This window comes from Kitasatospora sp. NPDC059648, assembly GCF_042734825.1.
Lineage (GTDB): Bacteria > Actinomycetota > Actinomycetes > Streptomycetales > Streptomycetaceae > Kitasatospora.
The window spans coordinates 12,695-31,726 of record NZ_JBHWDU010000023.1 but is presented as its reverse complement, the minus strand read 5'-3'; the positions used below and the strand labels follow the sequence as shown (position 1 = coordinate 31,726).

The following is a 19,032-nucleotide window of genomic DNA, read 5'->3' as shown; positions in this document are numbered from 1 at the left end:
TCAGCCGAGCGGGAGCACGTCGGCGTCGAAGCAGGTGCGGTCGCCGGTGTGGCAGGCCGCGCCGGTCTGGTCGACCTTGACCAGCAGGGTGTCGCCGTCGCAGTCCAGGGCCACCGACTTGACCGCCTGGACGTGACCGGAGGTGTCCCCCTTCACCCAGTACTCGCGGCGGCTGCGGCTCCAGTAGGTGCAGCGGCCGGTGGTCAGCGTGCGGTGCAGCGCCTCGTCGTCCATCCAGCCCAGCATCAGCACCTCACCGGTGTCGTACTGCTGCGCGACGGCCGGGAGCAGGCCGTCCTCGGTGCGCTTGAGGCGGGCGGCGATCGCCGGGTCGAGGGCGGTGGTACCTGGAGCTGCGGGTGTGGTGGACATGGGGCCATTGTGTCAGCCCGGCCGCGGCCGCCGGACGGGACGACCGGTTCGCGGACGTCCCGTACGGAGTCAGTTCCGCCAACCGCCTGCCGGGCGGGGCCCGACTGGGCCATCCTCAGCCCATGACCTCCGAGCAGCAGCCGCCCGAAGCCGCCGCCTCCCGTCCGACCCGGGGCCTGGTGATCGCCGTCGCCGCCGTCCTGGCCGTGCTGCTCGCGGTGGTGGCCACCGTACTGCTCTGGCCCGAGGACGACCCGAAGCCCGCAGCCGCCCCGCCCCCGCCCACCCCCGCGGCCACCCCGACGCCGACCCCCACACCGACCCCCACCAGGCCCCAACCCCCGTACGCCTTCTTCCCGGTGGGCACCTGCTTCGACCACCCCCAGCTCAGCCCGGTGATCACCAAGGCCGAGGAGCGCTCCTGCACCACCCCCCACGACGGCGAGGTCATCGCCGACCTCAAGCTCCCCGACGGGCTCAGCGGCGAGATCCCCATCGCCCTCGCCATGCGCGACGGCTGCAAGGACGCCGAAACCACGGCCAAGGCCCACCAGGGCGACGGGAAGTCCTACTACGCCCGGCAGTTCGGCCCCGCCATGGCCAACTACCGACAGGGCTGGCGCGACTACAGCTGCACCCTCACCGCCGGCAACAAACAGGGCGGCCCCAAACTCACCGGGCAGCTGCGGCCCTAGGCTGACGGCATGTCGAACCACGCCCTCGCCGAACGCCACCGCCTCGCCGAACTCCTCACCGCCGCCGGGCCGGACGCTCCCACCCTCTGCGCCGGGTGGACCACCCGGGACCTCGCCGCCCACCTGGTGGTCCGCGAGCGCCGCGCCGACGCGGCGCCCGGCATCCGGGTCGGTGCCCTGGCCGGCTGGACCCGCCGCGTGCAGGACGGCTACGCCGAGCGGCCGTACGAGGAACTGGTCCGGCTCTTCCGTGCCGGGCCCCCCGTCTGCTCCCTCTTCGCCCTCCCCGGTGCGGACGAAGCGGCCAACACCGTCGAGTACTTCGTGCACGCCGAGGACGTCGCCCGGGCCGGCGACGACTGGACCGCCCAACCCGTCCCTCCGGGCCGCGCCGAGGCACTCTGGCGCCGGCTCCCCCTCCTCGCCCGCTTCGAGGCGGGCCGCCGCTCCCCCGTCCGCCTCACCCTCGCCCGCCCCGACGGACGGTCCGTCACCGTCGGCCCCGCCGGCGCCCACGCCGTCCGCCTCACCGGCGAACCGGCCGAACTCGTCCTCTTCGCCTACGGTCGCGGCGCCCGCACCGCCCTCACCGTCGACGGCCCCCCGGAGGCCGTCGAGGCCCTCCGCCACGTCCTGCCGCTGCCGTAGTCCGCTCCCTGAGCGGGAAGTCGGCCGGGCCGACTTCCCGCTCAGGCCACGGGCAGTTGTCCGACCCGCCCACGCGGCGGGCAGCCGGCCAGAAGTGCGGATGTCAGTGCCCGGGTGCAGACTCGCAGGTGGCCGGGGAGGGGCGTGTGCGCGCCCGACGGGACTACCCCGGTCACTCTCCGTCGAAGGAGCACCACACATGCTCACCACCGACTTCCCCGTCGGCTCGCCCTGCTGGATCGACCTGGGCAGCCCGAACGTCTCCGCCACCGCCGACTTCTACGGCAAGGTCTTCGGCTGGACGTTCCAGCCCGTCCCCGGGGCGGGCGGCTACGGCTTCCTGCAGCAGGACGGCAAGCGCGTCGCCGCGCTCGGCAACCTCGACGCCGACGCCCGGCCCGCCTGGACCACCTACTTCCTGACCCCCGACGTGGACACCGCCACCAAGGCCGCCGAGCAGTCCGGCGCCACGGTCCGCGTCCCGCCGACGGACGTCATGGAGGAGGGCCGGTTCGCGGCGCTCACCGACCCGCAGGGCGCCGAGTTCGCCCTCTGGCAGGCGGGGAACACCCGGGGGCTGGACTCCGTCTCCGAGCCGAACGCGCTGGTCTGGGCCGAGCTGCACACCTCCGACCCGGACGGCGCCTTCGCCTTCTACAAGGGCCTGTTCAACTGGCGGGTCGAGGCCTTCGAGCCGTCCCCGGGCATGAGCTACCGGGTGGTCTCCACCTCCGGGGGCGACCAGCAGCAGAGCAGCTTCGGCGGCATCGCCCCGACCATGGGCGAGGGCCAGCCCCCCGCCTGGACGCCGTACTTCGCCGCCGAGGACGTGGACGCTCTGGCCGGCAGGGCGACGGCGGCCGGCGGCTCGGTGCTGATGCCGGCCGAGGACGTGGAGAACGTCGGCCGGATCGCCTGGCTGGCGGATCCGAACGGCGCCCCGTTCGCGCTGATCAAGGGCGAGCCGCAGGAGTCCTGAGCAGGAGAACAGGGCCCGCTGCTGCCGCAGCGGGCCCTGTTCTCGACCGAATCACCGGACCGGGTGACCGGCCTCCCGCAGCGCGTTCTTGACCTCGCCGATCCGCAGGTCCCCGAAGTGGAAGACGCTGGCCGCCAGCACCGCGTCCGCGCCCGCCTCGACGGCCGGGGCGAAGTCGCCGAGCTTGCCCGCCCCGCCGGAGGCGATCACCGGCACCGAGACGGCCTTGCGGACGGCCCGGATCATCTCCAGGTCGTAGCCGTCCTTGGTGCCGTCCGCGTCCATCGAGTTGAGCAGGATCTCGCCCGCCCCCAAGTCGGCGGCGCGGCCCGCCCACTCGACGGCGTCCAGGCCGGTGCCCCGGCGCCCGCCGTGGGTGGTGACCTCGTAGCCCGAGGCGGTCTCCGTGCCCTCGGGGCAGCGCCGGGCGTCGACCGACAGCACCAGCACCTGCCGGCCGAACCGCTGGGCGATCTCGCGGATCAGCTCGGGCCGGGCGATGGCCGCGGTGTTGACGCCGACCTTGTCGGCACCGGCCCGCAGCAGCTTGTCCACGTCCTCGGCGGCCCGGATGCCGCCGCCGACGGTGAGCGGGATGAACACCTGCTCGGCGGTGCGGCGGACCACGTCGTAGGTGGTCTCGCGGTCGCCGGAGGAGGCGGTGATGTCGAGGAAGGTCAGTTCGTCGGCGCCCTCGGCGTCGTAGAGCTTGGCCATCTCGACCGGGTCGCCGGCGTCGCGCAGGTTCTGGAAGTTGACGCCCTTGACCACCCGCCCCGCGTCGACGTCCAGGCAGGGGATGACACGTACTGCAAGGGTCACGGCTGATTGCCTTCCGGGGCTTCCAGGGTCTTTGCCAGCCCGGTGCGGTACGCGTCGATCTCGACCTCGACCATCATCCGGGAGTCGATCAGCCCGTCGACCACCACCATGGTGGCCACCGGGCGTGCGGCGACGAAGAGTTCGCGGTGGGCGCGGCCCACCTCCTCGGCGTCGCGGGCGTGGGTGATGTACATCCGGGTGCGGACCACGTCGTCCGCGGTCAGACCGTACGCGGCCAGGGCCCGGAGCCCGACGCCGAAGGCGGCGAGGGTCTGCCGGTACGGGTCGCCCTCGTGCTCTATCCGGCCGTCCACCCAGGCGGTGGAGCCGGCCACGTGCACGTGGTCGCCCGCGGCGACCGCCCGGGAGTAGCCGAACTCCTCCTCCCAGGGGGAGAAACCGGAGATCCGGCCGCGTACGATCCGACCATCGGTCATCCGGAAACCGCCTCCAGGGCCTCTTCGAGGGTGAACTTCTGCTCGTAGAGTGCCTTGCCCACGATGGCGCCCTCGACACCCTCGCCGACGAGAGTGGCGATGGCGCGCAGGTCGTCCAGCGAGGAGACGCCGCCGGAGGCGACCACCGGGCGGTCGGTGGCGCCGCAGACGTCGCGCAGCAGCTGCAGGTTGGGGCCGGTCAGGGTGCCGTCGCGGTTGACGTCGGTGACGACGTAACGGGCGCAGCCCTCCTGGTTCAGCCGCTCCAGCACGTCGAAGAGCTGCCCGCCGTCACGGGTCCAGCCGCGGCCGCGCAGGGTGGTGCCGACCACGTCCAGGCCGACGGCGATCTTGTCGCCGTGCTCGGCGATGGCCTTGGCGACCCACTCGGGGGCTTCCAGGGCGGCGGTGCCGAGGTTGACCCGGGTGCAGCCGGTGGCGAGCGCGCGGGCGAGCGACTCGTCGTCGCGGATCCCGCCGGACAGCTCGACCTTGATGTCCAGCTGACCGGTGACCTCGCGCAGCAGCTCGTAGTTGCTGCCGGTGCCGAAGGCGGCGTCCAGGTCGACCAGGTGCAGCCACTCGGCACCGGCGTTCTGCCAGGCGAGGGCGGCGGCCAGCGGCTCGCCGAAGGAGGTCTCGGTGCCGGAGGCGCCCTTGACCAGGCGGACGGCCTGGCCGTCCCGGACGTCGACGGCAGGCAGCAGTTCCAGGCGGCTGTTCAGGCTCATCAGTTGCAACTCTCAGACGGTCAGAGGGTGTTGACCCAGTTGGTCAGCAGGGCGGCGCCGGCGTCGCCGGACTTCTCGGGGTGGAACTGGGTGGCCCACAGCGGGCCGTTCTCGACGGCGGCGACGAACGGCTGCCCGTGGGTGGCCCAGGTGACCAGCGGGGGGTTGATCCGCGCGCTGTGGGTCTCCAGCTCCCAGTGCCGCACCCCGTAGGAGTGCACGAAGTAGAAGCGGGTCTCCGCGTCCAGGCCGGCGAACATCCGGCTGCCCTCGGGCGCGTCCACCGTGTTCCAGCCCATGTGCGGGACGACCGGGGCGTCCAGCGGCTCGACGGTGCCGGGCCACTCGTCGCAGCCGGGCGTCTCGATGCCGTGCTCGACGCCCTTCTCGAAGAGGATCTGCATGCCGACGCAGATGCCCATGACCGGGCGGCCCCCGGACAGCCGGCGGCCGATGATCCAGTCCCCGCGGACCGACTTCAGCCCGCGCATGCACGCCTCGAAGGCGCCCACACCGGGGACGAGCAGGCCGTCCGCGGCCATCGCGGTGTCGTAGTCGGAGCTGACCGTGACGGTCGCCCCGGTCCGTTCCAGGGCGCGCTGCGCGGAGCGGAGGTTGCCGGAGCCGTAGTCGAGGACGACGACGTTCTTGCCCATGTTCAGGTGTCCAGTCTCTCTACAGGGCCGGGCGGTCTACAGGCGCATGAGGCCGGAGGCCAGGCACATCACGGACCCGATGGCCAGCACCAGGATGACGCCCTTCGGCAGCTTCTGCTTCCAGAAGGAGATCACTCCGCCGGCCAGGAAGAGGCCGACGAAGAGGAGGATCATCGTGGACTTGCTCACAGCGCACCCTTGGTCGAGGGGAGGATTCCGGCCGCACGCGGGTCGCGTTCGGCGGCGTAGCGCAGCGCCCGGGCCAGCGCCTTGAACTGGCACTCCACGACGTGGTGCGCGTTGCGCCCGTACGGGACGTGCACGTGCAGGGCGACCTGGGCCTGGGCCACGAAGGACTCCAGGATGTGCCGGGTCATCGTGGTGTCGTAGCTGCCGATCATCGGCGCCATGCCCTCGGGCTCGGTGTGCACCAGGTAGGGCCGGCCGGAGAGGTCGACGGTGACCTGGGCGAGCGACTCGTCCAGCGGCACCGTGCAGTTGCCGAAGCGGTAGATGCCGACCTTGTCGCCGAGCGCCTGCTTGAAGGCGGCGCCGAGCGCGAGGGCGGTGTCCTCGATGGTGTGGTGGGTGTCGATGTGCAGGTCGCCGTCGGTCTTGACGGTGAGGTCGAACAGACCGTGGCGGCCGAGCTGGTCGAGCATGTGGTCGTAGAACCCGACGCCGGTGGAGATGTCGGTCCTTCCGGTGCCGTCGAGGTCTATCTCGACCAGGACGGAGGTCTCCTTGGTGGTGCGCTCGACGCGTCCGATGCGGGCCATGGGGTGGTTACAGCTCCTGCCTGGCAGCGCGCGCGGAGCGCGCTGCGTCAAGGGTGGGGGTGGGCCTGGGCCCCTCCTGTCCGATGGCGGGCAAGGAGGGAGGGAGAGCGGTTCGGACGGCGTCCAGGAAGGCGTCGTTCTCGGCGGGCGTGCCGGCGGTGACGCGCAGCCACCCGGGGACGCCGTTGTCACGGACCAGGACACCCTGGTCGAGGATGGCCCGCCAGACGGCGTGGGTGTCGGCGAAGCGGCCGAACTGGACGAAGTTGGCGTCCGAGTCCGTCACCTCCAGACCCATCGCGCGCAGCGCGTCCACCAGCCGGTCGCGCTCCTGCTTGAGGCGGCCGACGTACCCGAGCAGGGTGTCGGTGTGCTCCAGGCAGGCCAGCGCGGTGGCCTGGGTGACGGCCGACAGGTGGTACGGCAGGCGCACCAGCTGGACGGCGTCCACCACGGCCGCATCGGCGGCCAGGTAGCCCAGGCGCAGCCCGGCGGCGCCGAAGGCCTTCGACATGGTGCGGCTGACCACCAGGTTGGGGCGGCCCTCGATCAGCGGCAGCAGCGAGGGGCGGTGCGAGAACTCGACGTAGGCCTCGTCCACCACCACCAGGCTGGGCCGGGCGGCCTGCGCGGCCTCGTACAGCCGCAGCACGGTGTCGGCCGACACCGCCGTCCCGGTCGGGTTGTTCGGCGAGCAGACGAAGACCACGTGGGGCCGGTGCTCGGCGATGGCGGCGAGCGCGGCGTCCACGTCGACGGTGAAGTCGTCGCGCCGGGGGCCGGAGATCCAGGCGGTGCCGGTGCCGCGGGAGATCAGCGCGTGCATCGAGTACGAGGGCTCGAAGCCGAGGGCGGTGCGGCCCGGGCCGCCGAAGGTCTGCAGCAGCTGCTGGAGGACTTCGTTGGAGCCGTTGGCGGCCCACACCTGCTCGCGCGCGACCGGGTGGCCGGTGGTGCGGGTCAGGTAGGCGGCCAAGCCCTCGCGCAGCTCGACCGCGTCCCGGTCGGGGTAGCGGTTCAGCCCACGGGCGGCCACGGCGACCCGCTCGGCGATCCGGGCGACCAGCTCCTCGGGCAGCGGGTACGGGTTCTCGTTGGTGTTCAGCTGGACGGGGACGTCCAACTGCGGTGCTCCGTAAGGGGACTGGCCGCGCAGCTCGTCCCGGATCGGGAGGTCGTCAATAGCGGTCACGAGCCGGGAACCGTCCAATCGAACCGAGCCTTGATGGCGTCACCGTGACCGGGGAGGTCCTCGGCGTCGGCCAGGGTGACCACGTGCGAGGCGACCTCCGCCAGCGCCTCCCGGTCGTACTCGACGACCTGGACGCCGCGCAGGAAGGTCTGCACCGACAGCCCGGAGGAGTGGCAGGCGCAGCCGCCGGTCGGCAGGACGTGGTTGGAACCGGCCGCGTAGTCGCCCAGCGAGACCGGGGTCCAGCGGCCGATGAAGATCGCGCCGGCGTTGACGACGCGGGCCGCCACGGCGTGCGGGTCGCGGGTCTGGATCTCCAGGTGCTCGGCCGCGTACGCGTTGACCACGGCGAGGCCCTGGGTGAGGTCGTCGACCAGGATGATGCCGGACTGCCGGCCGCCCAGCGCCTCGGCCACCCGCTCGCCGTGCTTGGTCTTGGCGACCTGCACGGCCAGCTCGGCGTCGACCGCGTCGGCCAGCTCCGGGGAGTCGGTGACCAGCACCGAGCCGGAGGTCGGGCCGTGCTCGGCCTGGCTGATCAGATCGGCGGCGACGTCGCTCGCCAGCGCGCTGTCGTCGGCGAGGACGGCGATCTCGGTCGGGCCGGCCTCGGAGTCGATGCCGATCCGGCCGGCGAACAGCCGCTTGGCGGCGGCCACGTAGATGTTGCCCGGGCCGGTGACCATGTCGACCGGCGCGCACTCCTCGGTGCCGAGGGCGAACATCGCCACCGCCTGGGCGCCGCCGACGGAGTAGACCTCGTCCACGCCGAGCAGCGCGCAGGCCGCCAGGATCGTGGGGTGGACCCGGCCGCCGAACTCCTTCTGCGGCGGCGAGGTCACCGCGATACCCTTGACGCCCGCCTCCTGGGCCGGCACCACGTTCATCACCACGGAGGACGGGTAGACCGCCAGCCCGCCCGGCACGTACAGGCCGACCCGCTCGACCGGCACCCAGCGCTGGGTGACCGTGCCGCCCGGCACCACCTGGGTGGTGTGCCCGGTGCGGCGCTGGTCGGCGTGCACGGCCCGGGCCCGGCGGATCGACTCCTCCAGCGCGGCCCGCACCCGCGGGTCCAGGGTCTCCAGGGCGGCGGTCAGCTGCTCGGCCGGGACACGGGTGGACTCCAGCCGGACGCCGTCGAAGCGCTCGGTGATCTCGATCAGCGCCGCGACACCGCGATGGCGTACGTCCTCCGCGATCGGCCGCACCTTCTCCAGGGCGGCCGCCACGTCGAACTCGGCACGGGGCAGCAGGTCACGCGGGTCGTCCAGCGAGCCGCGGAGGTCGATTCGAGAGATCACGCCACCCAGTGTAAGGAGTGGCCGGAACAGGTGGTCCCGCATTTCAGTCCGTGATACGAAAGGCGAGACGACCGGGGGGACGGAGAAAAGCATGGCGGATCGCGCTCCAGACGGCTGGACCGACACCGAGCGGGAACTCTGGGAGGCCTTCCGCCAAGGGGATGTATTCGACCGCCGCAGTGGCCGATCCGACATCGACGACCCCTTCGGGGACACCCCGTGGGGGCCCGGGCGGACGGTCAGCGCCGAGGCGCTCGCCCACCTGCTGCTGGCGGGCCCGGACGCGGCGCCCGGGCGTGTCGCGTCGCTGCGGATGAACGGGGTGACGGTCACCGGCGCGCTCAACCTGGCCGGCGGCCGGATCCGGCAGTACGTCGAGCTGCACGGCTGCCGCTTCGAGCACAAGGTCCTGATCTCGGAGGCCGAGGCCAGCACCATCCGCATGGTCGACTGCCTGGTCCCCCGGATCGAGGCGTCCCGGCTGTCCACCACCGGCGACGTCCACCTGGCCCGCTGCCGGGTCCCGGAGGGCATCCGCCTCACCGACGCCAAGATCGGCACCGACCTGCTGCTCAACCTGGCGGTGATCGGCTGCGACCGCTTCGGCCGGGCGCTGTCCGCCGACGGGATGACCGTCCACCAGGACTTCGAGGCCGAACGCATCGAGGTCCGGGGCGAGTTGAGCATCCGAACGGCCCGAATAGGCGGCCGGCTGTCGTTGCGCGGCGCCCAGCTGCACGCCGACCCGCAGAACCGCGTCTGCCTGAACGCCGTGCGGATCGTCGTCGGCCACACCCTCTACCTGACCAGCTCCTCCGACGACGGCTGGTTCGGCTCCCGCAGCTACTACGGCTCCGGGTACGGCGAGAACCCGCAACCCGGCTCCCCCAGCACCCCCTTCCGCGCCCACGGCCAGGTCCGGCTGTCCGACGCCCGCTTCGAGGCCGCCTGCCTGATCTCCGGCGAATTCCACCTGGAGGGTGACGACGAGCTGTCGCTGCGCCGCATCCACACCCCCGAACTGCGCTTCACCTGCTCGATGCGCCCCACCGGCACCGTCTCGCTCTCCCGGGCCCGGGTCGGCAACCTGGTCGACGTCCCGGAGGCCTGGCCCCGCGGCAGGCACCTGGGCCTGACCGGCTTCGTCTACGAGAACCTGCGCCCGGTGCGGCCGTTCACCGTCCAGCAGCGGATCGCCTGGCTGGAGGGCTCCGCGGTGGAGTTCCAGCCGGAGTCCTACGAGCAGCTCGCCGCCGCCCTGCGCCGCGACGGCGCAGACGACGACGCCCGCGAGGTGCTCTACGCCAAGCAGCGCCGCCGCCGGGAGACCCTGCCGCTGCCCGCCCGCATCTGGGGCCTGGTCCAGGACGTCACCGTCGGTTACGGCTACCGCCCCGGCCGCGCCGGCCTGTGGCTGCTGCTGGCCTGGGCGCTCGGCAGCATCTGGTTCGAGACCCATCGGCCTGACCCGCTCAAGGCCGACGAGAAACCGCACTGGAACGCGGTGCTCTACACCCTCAACCAGCTGCTGCCGATCGTCGACCTCAACCAGGGCGCCTGGAACCCCGGCGGCACCGGCCAGTGGATCGCCGCCGGCCTGGTCGTGATCGGCTGGCTGCTCGCGTCCACCGTCGTCGCGGGCGCCAGCAGACTCCTCCAGCGCGGCTGACCGCGTCCGTCGCGTCAACCGGGCGACAAGGCCCGGCCCCGGGGAACTACGCTGTCCGCCGTGACAGAACGGCTGCCGCTCTTCCCGCTGAACACCGTGCTCTACCCGGGCCTCGTGCTGCCCCTGAACGTCTTCGAGGAGCGCTACCGCCGTCTCGTCGCCGACCTGCTCGAACAGTCCGAGGACGAGCCGCGCCGGTTCGGCGTGCTTGCCATCAAGGACGGCCGCGAGGTCGCCCCGGTCCGGCCCGAGGACGGCCCGGCCGGACCGCTCGACGGGCTCGGCACCGTCACCGGGGATCCTCTGGAGGCCATTTACCACGTCGGCTGCGTCGCCGACGTCTCCTCCGCCCAGCCCCAGCCCGACGGCCGCTACGAGCTGCTGGTCACCGGAACCACCCGGTTCCGGCTGCGCTCGGTGGACGTCACCGGGCCGTACCTGACCGGTGAGATCGAGCCGGTCGAGGAACGCCCCGGCGAGGGCTCCGGCGCCCTCGCCTCCGAGGTCGAGCGGGCCTTCCGGGTCTACCAGAAGCGCCTGGCCGGGGCCCGCGAGGCCAGCACCCACGGCCGTCAGCAGCTCCCCGACGACCCCCAGGTGCTCTCCTACCTGGTCGCCGCCGCCTCGGTGTTCGAGACCCCGGTCAAGCAGCAGCTGCTCGCCTGCCCCGACACCGCCCAGCGGCTGCGCGCCGAACTCGACCTGCTGCGCCGCGAGAGCGCCGTCCTCAGCTGGCTGCCCTCGCTGCCCGCTGTCGACCTCACCCGCCAGTCCTTCAGCCCCAACTGAAGCCCGACCGACCCAGGACCCGCCACATGGCCAAGAAGCCGAAGAAGGGCGGCCAGGGCACCCCGGCCACCGTCGCCCTGGAGACCGCCGCCGTCCCCTTCACCGTCCACGCCTACGAGCACGACCCGGCCGCCGCCTCCTACGGCGGCGAGGCCGCCGAGGCCCTCGGAGTGGCCGCCGAGCGCGTCTTCAAGACCCTGGTCGCCGACGTGGACGGCACCCTCACCGTCGGCGTGGTCCCGGTCGCCGGCCAGCTCGACCTCAAGGCCCTGGCCGCCGCCGTCGGCGGCAAGCGCGCCGCCATGGCCGACCCGGCCGCCGCCGAACGCAGCAGCGGCTACGTCCGCGGCGGCATCTCCCCCCTCGGCCAGCGCCGCCCCCTACGCACCGTGGTCGACGCCAGCGCCCTCACCCACCCCACCGTCTACGTGTCGGCGGGCCGCCGCGGCCTGGAGGTGGAACTGACCCCCGCCGACCTGATCACCCTCACCCGGGCCCACACCGCCCCGATCGCCCGCTGACGCGCCGAGGGCACGGGCGAACACCGGGAAGCACAGCGGGCGGAGGGCCCCGGCCTGTACCCGACCGCCGACCCTGCGCCCCACCGCGAACTCAGCCCCTGCCCTGCTCCTCCGCGCCCGGCCCCGCGTCCACCGGGGCCTGGGCCTGGACCGGCGACTGGGCCGGAGCCTCCTCCGCAGGAACCCCCTCCGCCGGAGGCCCGTACGTGCCCGCCGGCACCCCCCAGTACGGCGGCGGGTCGTCCTCCCGCTTCCCGAACGCCGCCGACAGCGCGAGCAGCACCACCATCGCCGCCATCGGCCACACCAGCAGCGCCCCCAGCGCGCCCAGGTCGATGCCGGCGTCGAAGTGCCCGCCGTTGCCGACCCGCCGGGCCTCCCCGATCAGGTTGTCGCTGGGGCCGAGCCAGCGCCCGAGCTTCCAGGCGCCGATCGAGCCGAGCAGTCCGCCGATCGCCAGTCCCAGCGCGACCGAGATCCCGCCGCCGCGCTTGCGGGTCAGCAGGAAGGCACCGAGTGCCGTGAGGATGCCCGCGCCCAGCCCGACCAGCACGAACACGGCGTCGGCACCGGCCCGCTGCTCGCCCTCGGGGTCGACGTAGAGGATCCGGTCCCCGTCCACGACCAGCGGCACCTTGGGTGCGAGCCAGGCCCACAGCCCGGCCATCACCAGTCCGACCAGCAGGCAGGCGAGCACGACCCCGGAGCCGATCCGCAGCTCGGCCGGCAGCGGGTGCTCCGCGGCGGGCGGGGCGGCCGGCAGGCCGGCGGGCGGTTCCCCGTCGGAGACCGGCGGCGGTGCGAACGGGTCGGGTGCGGCGCCCGGCTCGGCCGCCGCGTCGGCGCGGGCGGGTTCCGGAGGTGTGTTCGGTACGGTCACAGGCCCCATCGTTTCACGACGGCCGTCCGGACGGCCCACCCACCCGAGCGGGCACCGACGGTCCGCTACCGCGCGACCGCCCGCCGGTACGCCCAGGTGGCCAGGGCCAGCGACACCACGCCGACCGCCGCGCAGACCCCGAGGTCGGCGAGCACCATGCCCCAGTCCGGGCGCGGCACGAAGGTCCGCGCGAAGGCCTCGACCCCGTACGTCGAGGGCAGCAGGTCGCGCAGCCACAGCACCGGCTGCGGCAGGTGGTCGACGGGCAGGACGCCGAGCAGCAGGGCCGCCGACATGCCGAGCTGCCCGAGCATGGTCGCGATCTCCTGCCGGGGCGCCAGCAGCCCGCAGGCTGCGCCGAGCCCGGACAGCGCGGCCCCGGCCAGCGGCACGACGGCGAGCAGCACCCACAGCTGGCCGAGCGGCAGCCCGAACATGACCGCGCCGATGCCCGCCGTGACGAGCGTCCCGGGCAGGGTGAAGGAGGCGTACGCGGCGGCCGCGCCGAGCACCACCGAGGCGGCCGGCACCGGCAGGGTCGCGTAGTGGTCGAGGCCCCCGGTGGCCCGCAGCTTCCCGAAGTACTGCGCCAGCAGGTTCAGCGCGACGAACGCCACCACCAGCACGCTGGACCCGGCGACCACGGACCGCGCCGCCGAGGTCTGCCCGGCGTCCACCACGCCCCGCATCATCACCAGGATGCCGACGGACTGGAAGGTCGCCACGAACAGCAGCGGGATGCGTGCCACCCTGGCCCGGGCGAGCTGCGCCCGGTACACCGCGGCGAGCGCGGGCAGCAGCCGCGCCGCGGGGGCGAGCGGTGCCGGGGAGACGGCGGACCGGCGGGCCTGCGGGGGCACCGAGAGCAGCGTCACTTGGCCAGTCCTCCGTGGCGGCCGCCCAGCTTGAGGTAGGCGTCCTCAAGGCTCGGGGTGGCGAGGGTGAAGTCGTCGAGGGCGGCGAAGGCCGGGCCGGTGGTGACGGCGGCGACCAGTTCGCGGGCCTGCTCCGGGGTGGTGCGGACGGTCCAGCGGCGCCCGGTGCGCTCGGCCCGTTCGGCGAGCTCGGCGACGGCGGGCACGCCGACCGGCGCCTCGTCCCGCCACACCAGGTCCAGCCGGACGTCGCCGTCCACCAGTGCCTTGAGCCCGCCTGGCGTGTCGCAGGCGATGACCCGGCCCTCGTCCACCACGGCGACCCGGTCGAGCACGGTCTCGGCCTCGATCACGTTGTGGGTGACCAGCAGCACCGTCGTGCCGTGCTCGGCCCGCCGCCGGTCGACGGCCGACCAGACGGCCCGCCGGGCCACCGGGTCCATGCCCGTGGTGGGCTCGTCCAGGACGAGCAGCGGCCGGTCCCCGACCAGGGTGGCCGCGAAGCAGGCGAGCCGCCGCTGGCCGCCGGACAGCTTGGCGAGCGGCCGGGCCGCGATCGGTTCCAGTCCGAGTTCGGTGAGGACGTCAGCCGCCGCGGCACGCGCCGCGGAGCGGCCGAGCCCGCGCAGCCGCCCGGTGGTCTCGGCGGCCAGGGCGACGGTCAGTTCGTCCAGCGCGGTGGACTCCTGCCCGAGGTAGCCGAGCAGCCGGGCGGCCCGCTCGGGGTGGCGGACGATGTCGTGCCCGAGCAGTTCGACCGTCCCGGAGTCCGGCCGCAGCAACCCGGTGAGCTGGCGGACCAGGGTGGACTTCCCGGCGCCGTTCGGTCCGAGCAGCCCGAAGATCTCGCCCTGCCGGACGGTCAGGCTGATCCCGTCGTTGGCCCGGATCTCGGTGGCGGCGGCGCCGCGCCCACTGCGGTAGGTCCTGACCAGGTCGCGTACGGCGACGCACGGCGGGGTGTCCTGGGGTGCTGGCCCGGCCGTCTCGTTCACGACCGGAGACTTTACGCGCTCACACGGGCGAACCGGACAAGGGGGCCTGGTCGCAGGCCCCCTGGCCGAGCGGCGCGGCGCCGCCGGCGGTCAGTCGTCCACCACCATCGAGCCGCCCGGCACCCGGAGCGCGAGTTCCTTCCAGAAGCCCGCCCGGATGGCGTAGCGGTCGTGTTCGTCGATCTGGTCGTCCTTGTGCGCGAGCAGCCCGAAGCGGGCCGCGTAGCGCAGCAGCTCACCGTCGACCCGGTGCGGGATGCGGGGGTAGTCGGGCCAGAGCACGGTGAGCCGTTCGGGGTCGCCGAGCCGCTCGCTCCAGCGCCGGGCGAAGACCTGGCCGACCTCGTGGGCGTCACCACCGATGGTGGTGATGTCCTCCTCCCGGTCGGCCCAGCGCTGTTCGGCGGTGGTCAGCTGGGCCAGCGTCGGCAGGCCGTCCCCGGCGGTGACGGAGGGCTCGGGGGCGGGCCGGTCGACCCAGCCCCGGTCGGAGGACCAGCGCAGCACCGGGCCGCCCACGGCGTGGCCGTTGGCCGACTGGCCGCCCGCCGCGTGGCCGTTGGCGTGCCCGTTGGCGTGCCCGCCACCGCTCAGGGCCGCCGCCGGACTGATCGGGGTGACGGCCGAGACCCGCCCGGCGAGGTCCTTGGGGGTGGGCACCACCCGCAGCGCCGCCGCCGGCTGCGGCCGCCCGTCGGGGGCGGGCTCCTCGGGCACCGCCGCGGCGGCCGGCCGTACGACCGGGGGCACCACGCTGGGCAGGGACGCGGGCGGGGCGGCGAGGATCTTGGCGATCTCCTGCCGGGCGCCGCCCGCGCCGGGGGCGGGGAACACGGTGGAGTGGTCGCGCAGCGAGAAGGACGCCTCGATCCACTCGCGGTCCAGCACCCGCCGTTCGTCGGCCTCGCCGACCAGGTCCTCGGACTGGTTGAAGTCACCGTCGGCGGCCTGCAGCGCCCACAGGTGCACGGCCACGCCGTGCTCCTTGGCGGTCATCATCCCGGGCAGCAGGTCGCCGTCGCCGGTGATCAGCACGACGTCGGCGCAGGCCCGGTTGCGGGCGAGTTCGGAGAGCTCGGCGTGCATCGCGGCGTCCACGCCCTTCTGCACCCAGCGCCCCTCGGCCCGGGTGAGGGCGCCCAACCGTACGGTGACCCGGGGCAGCACGCGCAGCCGCCGGTGCTCGGGCATCGGGCGGCGGTCGGGGGCCGCGTCGAACCAGTAGATCCGCAGCAGGGGCAACCCGGTCTCGGCCTCGGCGCGTTCCCGCAGGGCGCTGATCAGCGCGGTGTGGTTGACGGTGACCTTGGAGCGGGAGGGGTCACCGGCGAGCAGGCTGGCGGCGGCGCCCAACAGGTACCCGGCATCCACCAGGACGACACAGCGGTCCATCTGCGCACCTCTTTTCGCTCGCCCTCGAAGGTCGGTCTGGGTGGGCGGTCCGCCCGTCGTCCGAACGTGTGGGGTGAGGGGCCCCCGTGACCGCCCGATCGTTGGGTCACCTTTTCCCCACGGTTCGAGCGCCGAACCTCGGGGGATGTCCCGGTCCCGCAACAGCCGCCCCAACGAGTCGCAAAGGGACACGAAGGCGGGCCCCGTTCAACGACGGGGCCCGCCAAACGTCACGCGGGGTCGACCCGGGTCAGCCCCTGAGCTCCTTCGCGACCAGCTCGGCCAGCTGGACGGCGTTGAGCGCGGCGCCCTTGCGCAGGTTGTCGTTGGAGACGAACAGCGACAGGCCGTTCTCCACGGTCTCGTCGACCCGGATGCGGCCGACGTAGCTCGGGTCCCGACCGGCCGCCTGGAGCGGGGTGGGGATCTCGGACAGCTCGACGCCGGGGGCGCCGGTGAGCAGCTCGACGGCCCGCTCGGGGCTGATCGGGCGCTCGAAGCGGGCGTTGATCTGCAGCGAGTGGCCGGAGAAGACCGGGACGCGCACGCAGGTGCCCGCGACCTTGAGCGCGGGGATCCCGAGGATCTTGCGGCTCTCGTGGCGCAGCTTCTGCTCCTCGTCGGTCTCGTTGGAGCCGTCCTCGACGACGGAGCCGGCCAGCGGCACCACGTTGAAGGCGATCGGCCGCTGGTAGACCTTGGGCTCGGGGAACTCGACCGCGGAGCCGTCGTGGGCGAGCGCGGAGGCACCGTCCACGACCTTGGCGGCCTGCTCCTGCAGCTCGGCCACCCCGGCCACGCCGCTGCCGGAGACGGCCTGGTAGGTGGAGACGACCAGGGCGGCGAGCCCCGCCTCCTCGTGCAGCGGGCGCAGCACGGGCATGGCGGCCATGGTGGTGCAGTTGGGGTTGGCGATGATGCCCTTGGGCCGGTCGGCGACGGCCTCCGGGTTGACCTCGGAGACGACCAGCGGGACCTCGGGGTCGCGGCGCCAGGCGGAGGAGTTGTCGATGACGACGGCACCGGCCGCGGCAACCTTGGGAGCCAGGGCCTTGGAGGTGGAGCCGCCTGCCGAGAAGATCACGATGTCCAGGCCGGTGTAGTCGGCCGTGGCCGCGTCCTCGACGGTGACCTCGGTGCCCTGCCAGGGCAGCGTGCGCCCGGCCGAACGGGCCGAGGCGAACAGCCGCAGCTGCTCCACCGGGCCGATTCCACCAGGAAGTCCAGCGCGCTCAGCCAGGATCTCGCGGACCACGCCGCCGACCTGGCCGGTGGCCCCGACAATGCCGATCTTCATTCCGACTACTCCTCTGAATAGTGCTGACTACCGCCGCACTCTGCCCATCATGCCTTGTCATGCGGGCCGGGTGGCCTTCTGTTCCACGCTGTGAGAGGGCCCCCGGACGGCCCCGGGTCCGGTCTTAGTGGTCCAGACCGCCTGCGAGGGCCAGCGCGGCCGCGACCTCTGCTTCCCCGGCCGGCAGCAGCGGCAACCGCACGTCCGGGGTCGGGATCCGGCCCTGGGCGTGCAGCACGCCCTTGGTCACCGCCGGGTTGGGCGCCGTGAAGGCGGACAGGGCCAGCGCGGTCAGCCGGTGCCCCAGCGCCCGGGCCCGCTCGACCTCCCCGGCCCGCCAGGCCTCGTACAGCTCGACGAACCGGCCGGTCGCGAGGTGCGCGGAGGCCAGGATGCCGCCCGCCGCGCCGAGCGCCAGCATCGGTGCCAGGAACGCGTCCTCACCGGTCAGCACCGCGAACCCGGCCGGGGTGTCGGCGAGCAGCTCGGCGGCCGACTGGTCCAGTCCGCCGGTCGCGTACTTGACGCCCACCACGCCCTCGATCGCGGCCAGTTCGCGCACCGCGGCGGTGGAGAGCTGCTGACCGGTGCGGTAGGGGATGTGGTAGACGACCAGCGGCAGCGGGCTGCTCGCGGCCAGCGCCCCGAAGTGGGCGACCGTCCCGGCCTCCCCCGCCCGGACGAAGGCCGGCGTGGTGACCAGCGCCGCCGCCCCCGGCACCCGCTCGCCGAGCGCGGCCAGCGCCTCGCCGACGGCCCGGGTGTCGCCGCCGGAGGCACCCACGACCAGCTGTGCCCCGCGGTCCGCGCAGACGGCCGCGGTGACGTCCACCACCGCGTCCCGTTCCTCGGCGGTCAGTGCGGCGGGCTCGCCGGTGGTGCCGAGCGCGACCAGGCCGGCCGCCCCGGCGTCCAGGACCTCGTACGCGAGCTTCTCCAGCGCGTCGAGGGCGACGCCGCCGTCGGCGGTGAAGGGGGTGATCAGGGGGACGTAGATGCCCTTGAGTTCCATGCCATTGATCCTGCGGCCCGCTGATCACCCAGGTCCAGTTCACATTTCCGACGCTTCTCGTAAGCTGAGCCGATGCTCGACGTCCGACGCCTGCGCCTGCTGCGCGAACTCGCCCACCTCGGCACCATCGCGGCCGTCGCCGAGGCGCTGTCCTTCAGCCCCTCGGCGGTCTCCCAGCAGCTGTCCGTCCTGGAGAAGGAGGCCGGCGTCCCGCTGCTGGAGCGCACCGGGCGGCGGGTCGCCCTCACCCCGGCCGGGCTGGGCCTGGTCCGCCACGCCGAGTCCGTGCTCGCCCTGCTGGAGCAGGCGGGTGCGGAACTCGCCCACGCCAGGCGGGGACTGGCCGGCCCGCTGCGGATCGGCACCTACCCCTCGGCGGCCCGCGCGATCATCCCGGCGGTGCTCGGCGGCCTGGCCGCCTGGCACCCGGCGCTGGAGCCGATGGTCACCGAGGTCGACCCGGCGGGCGTCGGCGCGGCGCTGCGCGCGGGCGAGCTGGACGTGGCGCTGGTCCACGAGTACGACCTCGTCCCGGCCGAGCCGGAACCGGGCCTCGCGGTGACCCGCCCGGTCTTCACCGAGCCGATGTACCTGGCCGCCCGCACCCCGGGGACGGTCGCCGAGCAGCGCGGCGCGCCGTGGATCACGTCCCCGCCCGGCACCCTCTGCCACACCATGGCCGTACGGGCCTGCGAGGCCGTCGGCTTCGCTCCCCGGATCCGGCACCAGATCGACGACTTCACCACCGTGCTCGCCCTGGTCGCGGCGGGACAGGGCGTCGCCCTGGTCCCGCACCTCGGCACCGCCCAGCCCCCGCCCGGCGTGGTCCTCACCCGCCTGCCGATGTACCGCCGCACCCGCGCCGCCTTCCGGGCGGGGGCGGGCTCCCACCCGGCCATCTCCGCCTTCGTCTCGGCCCTGCACACGGCCGTCCCCCCGGGCCTCGGCAGCGGCGCCTGAACACCCGAGGGGCCCGGGGCGCGCGCA

22 protein-coding genes are annotated in these 19,032 nt (G+C 73.8%); 7 read left to right on the top strand and 15 right to left on the bottom strand.

Annotated elements, in window-relative coordinates; genetic code table 11:
- Positions 1 to 372, bottom strand: a complete 372-nt coding sequence (gene hisI / locus ACFV1W_RS16465; protein ID WP_380417119.1) for a phosphoribosyl-AMP cyclohydrolase — start codon at positions 370 to 372, stop codon at positions 1 to 3.
- A gap of 122 nt (positions 373 to 494) precedes the next feature.
- On the opposite strand from hisI, the gene ACFV1W_RS16460 reads away from it, so the two are divergent.
- The 3 genes from ACFV1W_RS16460 (at position 495) to ACFV1W_RS16450 (ending at position 2,694) form a co-directional block, all read left to right on the top strand.
- Entirely contained in the window at positions 495 to 1,067 is a 573-nt protein-coding gene (locus ACFV1W_RS16460; protein WP_380417118.1) for a hypothetical protein, read from the top strand.
- Between the two features lie 9 nt (positions 1,068 to 1,076).
- Positions 1,077 to 1,715: a TIGR03085 family metal-binding protein gene (locus tag ACFV1W_RS16455; protein ID WP_380417116.1), complete on the top strand. Its 639-nt coding sequence runs from the start codon at positions 1,077 to 1,079 to the stop codon at positions 1,713 to 1,715.
- A 199-nt stretch (positions 1,716 to 1,914) separates the two neighbouring features.
- Positions 1,915 to 2,694, top strand: coding sequence for a VOC family protein (locus tag ACFV1W_RS16450; protein WP_380417114.1), 780 nt, complete (start codon positions 1,915 to 1,917; stop codon positions 2,692 to 2,694).
- A 51-nt stretch (positions 2,695 to 2,745) separates the two neighbouring features.
- Here the strand turns inward: ACFV1W_RS16450 and hisF are convergent, their stop codons facing one another.
- The 8 genes from hisF to hisD are packed head-to-tail and all read right to left on the bottom strand — an operon-like array spanning position 2,746 to position 8,615.
- Positions 2,746 to 3,516, bottom strand: a complete 771-nt coding sequence (gene hisF / locus ACFV1W_RS16445; protein ID WP_380417113.1) for an imidazole glycerol phosphate synthase subunit HisF — start codon at positions 3,514 to 3,516, stop codon at positions 2,746 to 2,748.
- Positions 3,513 to 3,953 carry a RidA family protein gene (locus ACFV1W_RS16440; RefSeq protein WP_380417111.1) on the bottom strand — a complete coding sequence of 147 codons (441 nt, stop codon included), beginning with the start codon at positions 3,951 to 3,953 and terminating at the stop codon, positions 3,513 to 3,515. The genes hisF and ACFV1W_RS16440 overlap by 4 nt, the downstream gene beginning before the upstream one ends.
- Positions 3,950 to 4,684: a bifunctional 1-(5-phosphoribosyl)-5-((5-phosphoribosylamino)methylideneamino)imidazole-4-carboxamide isomerase/phosphoribosylanthranilate isomerase PriA gene (gene priA, locus ACFV1W_RS16435; protein ID WP_030280439.1), complete on the bottom strand. Its 735-nt coding sequence runs from the start codon at positions 4,682 to 4,684 to the stop codon at positions 3,950 to 3,952. The genes ACFV1W_RS16440 and priA overlap by 4 nt, the downstream gene beginning before the upstream one ends.
- Before the next feature lie 20 nt (positions 4,685 to 4,704).
- Complete coding sequence (gene hisH, locus ACFV1W_RS16430; RefSeq protein WP_380417109.1) at positions 4,705 to 5,340, bottom strand: imidazole glycerol phosphate synthase subunit HisH; 636 nt, start codon at positions 5,338 to 5,340, stop codon at positions 4,705 to 4,707.
- 36 nt (positions 5,341 to 5,376) lie between these two features.
- Positions 5,377 to 5,529 carry a hypothetical protein gene (locus ACFV1W_RS16425; protein WP_380417226.1) on the bottom strand — a complete coding sequence of 51 codons (153 nt, stop codon included), beginning with the start codon at positions 5,527 to 5,529 and terminating at the stop codon, positions 5,377 to 5,379.
- On the bottom strand, positions 5,526 to 6,119 hold the full coding sequence (gene hisB / locus ACFV1W_RS16420; protein ID WP_380417108.1) for an imidazoleglycerol-phosphate dehydratase HisB: 594 nt from the start codon (positions 6,117 to 6,119) through the stop codon (positions 5,526 to 5,528). Before hisB ends, ACFV1W_RS16425 begins: the two co-directional genes overlap by 4 nt.
- A 7-nt stretch (positions 6,120 to 6,126) precedes the next feature.
- Positions 6,127 to 7,311: a histidinol-phosphate transaminase gene (locus ACFV1W_RS16415; RefSeq protein ID WP_380417106.1), complete on the bottom strand. Its 1,185-nt coding sequence runs from the start codon at positions 7,309 to 7,311 to the stop codon at positions 6,127 to 6,129.
- On the bottom strand, positions 7,308 to 8,615 hold the full coding sequence (gene hisD / locus ACFV1W_RS16410) for a histidinol dehydrogenase (protein ID WP_380417104.1): 1,308 nt from the start codon (positions 8,613 to 8,615) through the stop codon (positions 7,308 to 7,310). Before hisD ends, ACFV1W_RS16415 begins: the two co-directional genes overlap by 4 nt.
- Before the next feature lie 91 nt (positions 8,616 to 8,706).
- Here hisD and ACFV1W_RS16405 point away from each other — a divergent pair, with 91 nt between their 5' ends.
- Genes ACFV1W_RS16405 through ybaK form a run of 3 tightly spaced genes read left to right on the top strand, consistent with a single transcriptional unit; the run spans position 8,707 to position 11,594 of the window.
- Positions 8,707 to 10,284, top strand: a complete 1,578-nt coding sequence (locus ACFV1W_RS16405; RefSeq protein WP_380417103.1) for an oxidoreductase — start codon at positions 8,707 to 8,709, stop codon at positions 10,282 to 10,284.
- A gap of 60 nt (positions 10,285 to 10,344) precedes the next feature.
- Positions 10,345 to 11,073 carry an LON peptidase substrate-binding domain-containing protein gene (locus ACFV1W_RS16400; RefSeq protein WP_380417102.1) on the top strand — a complete coding sequence of 243 codons (729 nt, stop codon included), beginning with the start codon at positions 10,345 to 10,347 and terminating at the stop codon, positions 11,071 to 11,073.
- Positions 11,074 to 11,099: 26 nt separating this feature from the next.
- Positions 11,100 to 11,594 (top strand): Cys-tRNA(Pro) deacylase, encoded by a 495-nt coding sequence (gene ybaK / locus ACFV1W_RS16395; protein WP_380417101.1) that lies wholly within the window; start codon positions 11,100 to 11,102, stop codon positions 11,592 to 11,594.
- Between the two features lie 91 nt (positions 11,595 to 11,685).
- Here the strand turns inward: ybaK and ACFV1W_RS16390 are convergent, their stop codons facing one another.
- The 6 genes from ACFV1W_RS16390 to ACFV1W_RS16365 form a co-directional block, all read right to left on the bottom strand.
- Positions 11,686 to 12,474 (bottom strand): hypothetical protein, encoded by a 789-nt coding sequence (locus ACFV1W_RS16390; protein ID WP_380417099.1) that lies wholly within the window; start codon positions 12,472 to 12,474, stop codon positions 11,686 to 11,688.
- A 65-nt stretch (positions 12,475 to 12,539) separates the two neighbouring features.
- Positions 12,540 to 13,349, bottom strand: a complete 810-nt coding sequence (locus ACFV1W_RS16385) for an ABC transporter permease (protein ID WP_380417097.1) — start codon at positions 13,347 to 13,349, stop codon at positions 12,540 to 12,542.
- Positions 13,346 to 14,344, bottom strand: a complete 999-nt coding sequence (locus ACFV1W_RS16380) for an ABC transporter ATP-binding protein (RefSeq protein ID WP_380417094.1) — start codon at positions 14,342 to 14,344, stop codon at positions 13,346 to 13,348. Before ACFV1W_RS16380 ends, ACFV1W_RS16385 begins: the two co-directional genes overlap by 4 nt.
- Positions 14,345 to 14,434: 90 nt before the next feature.
- Positions 14,435 to 15,736, bottom strand: coding sequence for an NYN domain-containing protein (locus ACFV1W_RS16375; protein ID WP_380417091.1), 1,302 nt, complete (start codon positions 15,734 to 15,736; stop codon positions 14,435 to 14,437).
- 250 nt (positions 15,737 to 15,986) lie between these two features.
- Positions 15,987 to 17,033, bottom strand: coding sequence for an aspartate-semialdehyde dehydrogenase (locus tag ACFV1W_RS16370; RefSeq protein WP_380417088.1), 1,047 nt, complete (start codon positions 17,031 to 17,033; stop codon positions 15,987 to 15,989).
- A 124-nt stretch (positions 17,034 to 17,157) separates the two neighbouring features.
- Positions 17,158 to 18,045: a dihydrodipicolinate synthase family protein gene (locus ACFV1W_RS16365; protein ID WP_380417086.1), complete on the bottom strand. Its 888-nt coding sequence runs from the start codon at positions 18,043 to 18,045 to the stop codon at positions 17,158 to 17,160.
- 72 nt (positions 18,046 to 18,117) lie between these two features.
- Here ACFV1W_RS16365 and ACFV1W_RS16360 point away from each other — a divergent pair, with 72 nt between their 5' ends.
- Positions 18,118 to 19,005 carry a LysR family transcriptional regulator gene (locus ACFV1W_RS16360; protein ID WP_380417084.1) on the top strand — a complete coding sequence of 296 codons (888 nt, stop codon included), beginning with the start codon at positions 18,118 to 18,120 and terminating at the stop codon, positions 19,003 to 19,005.
- Positions 19,006 to 19,032: the final 27 nt, after the last annotated feature.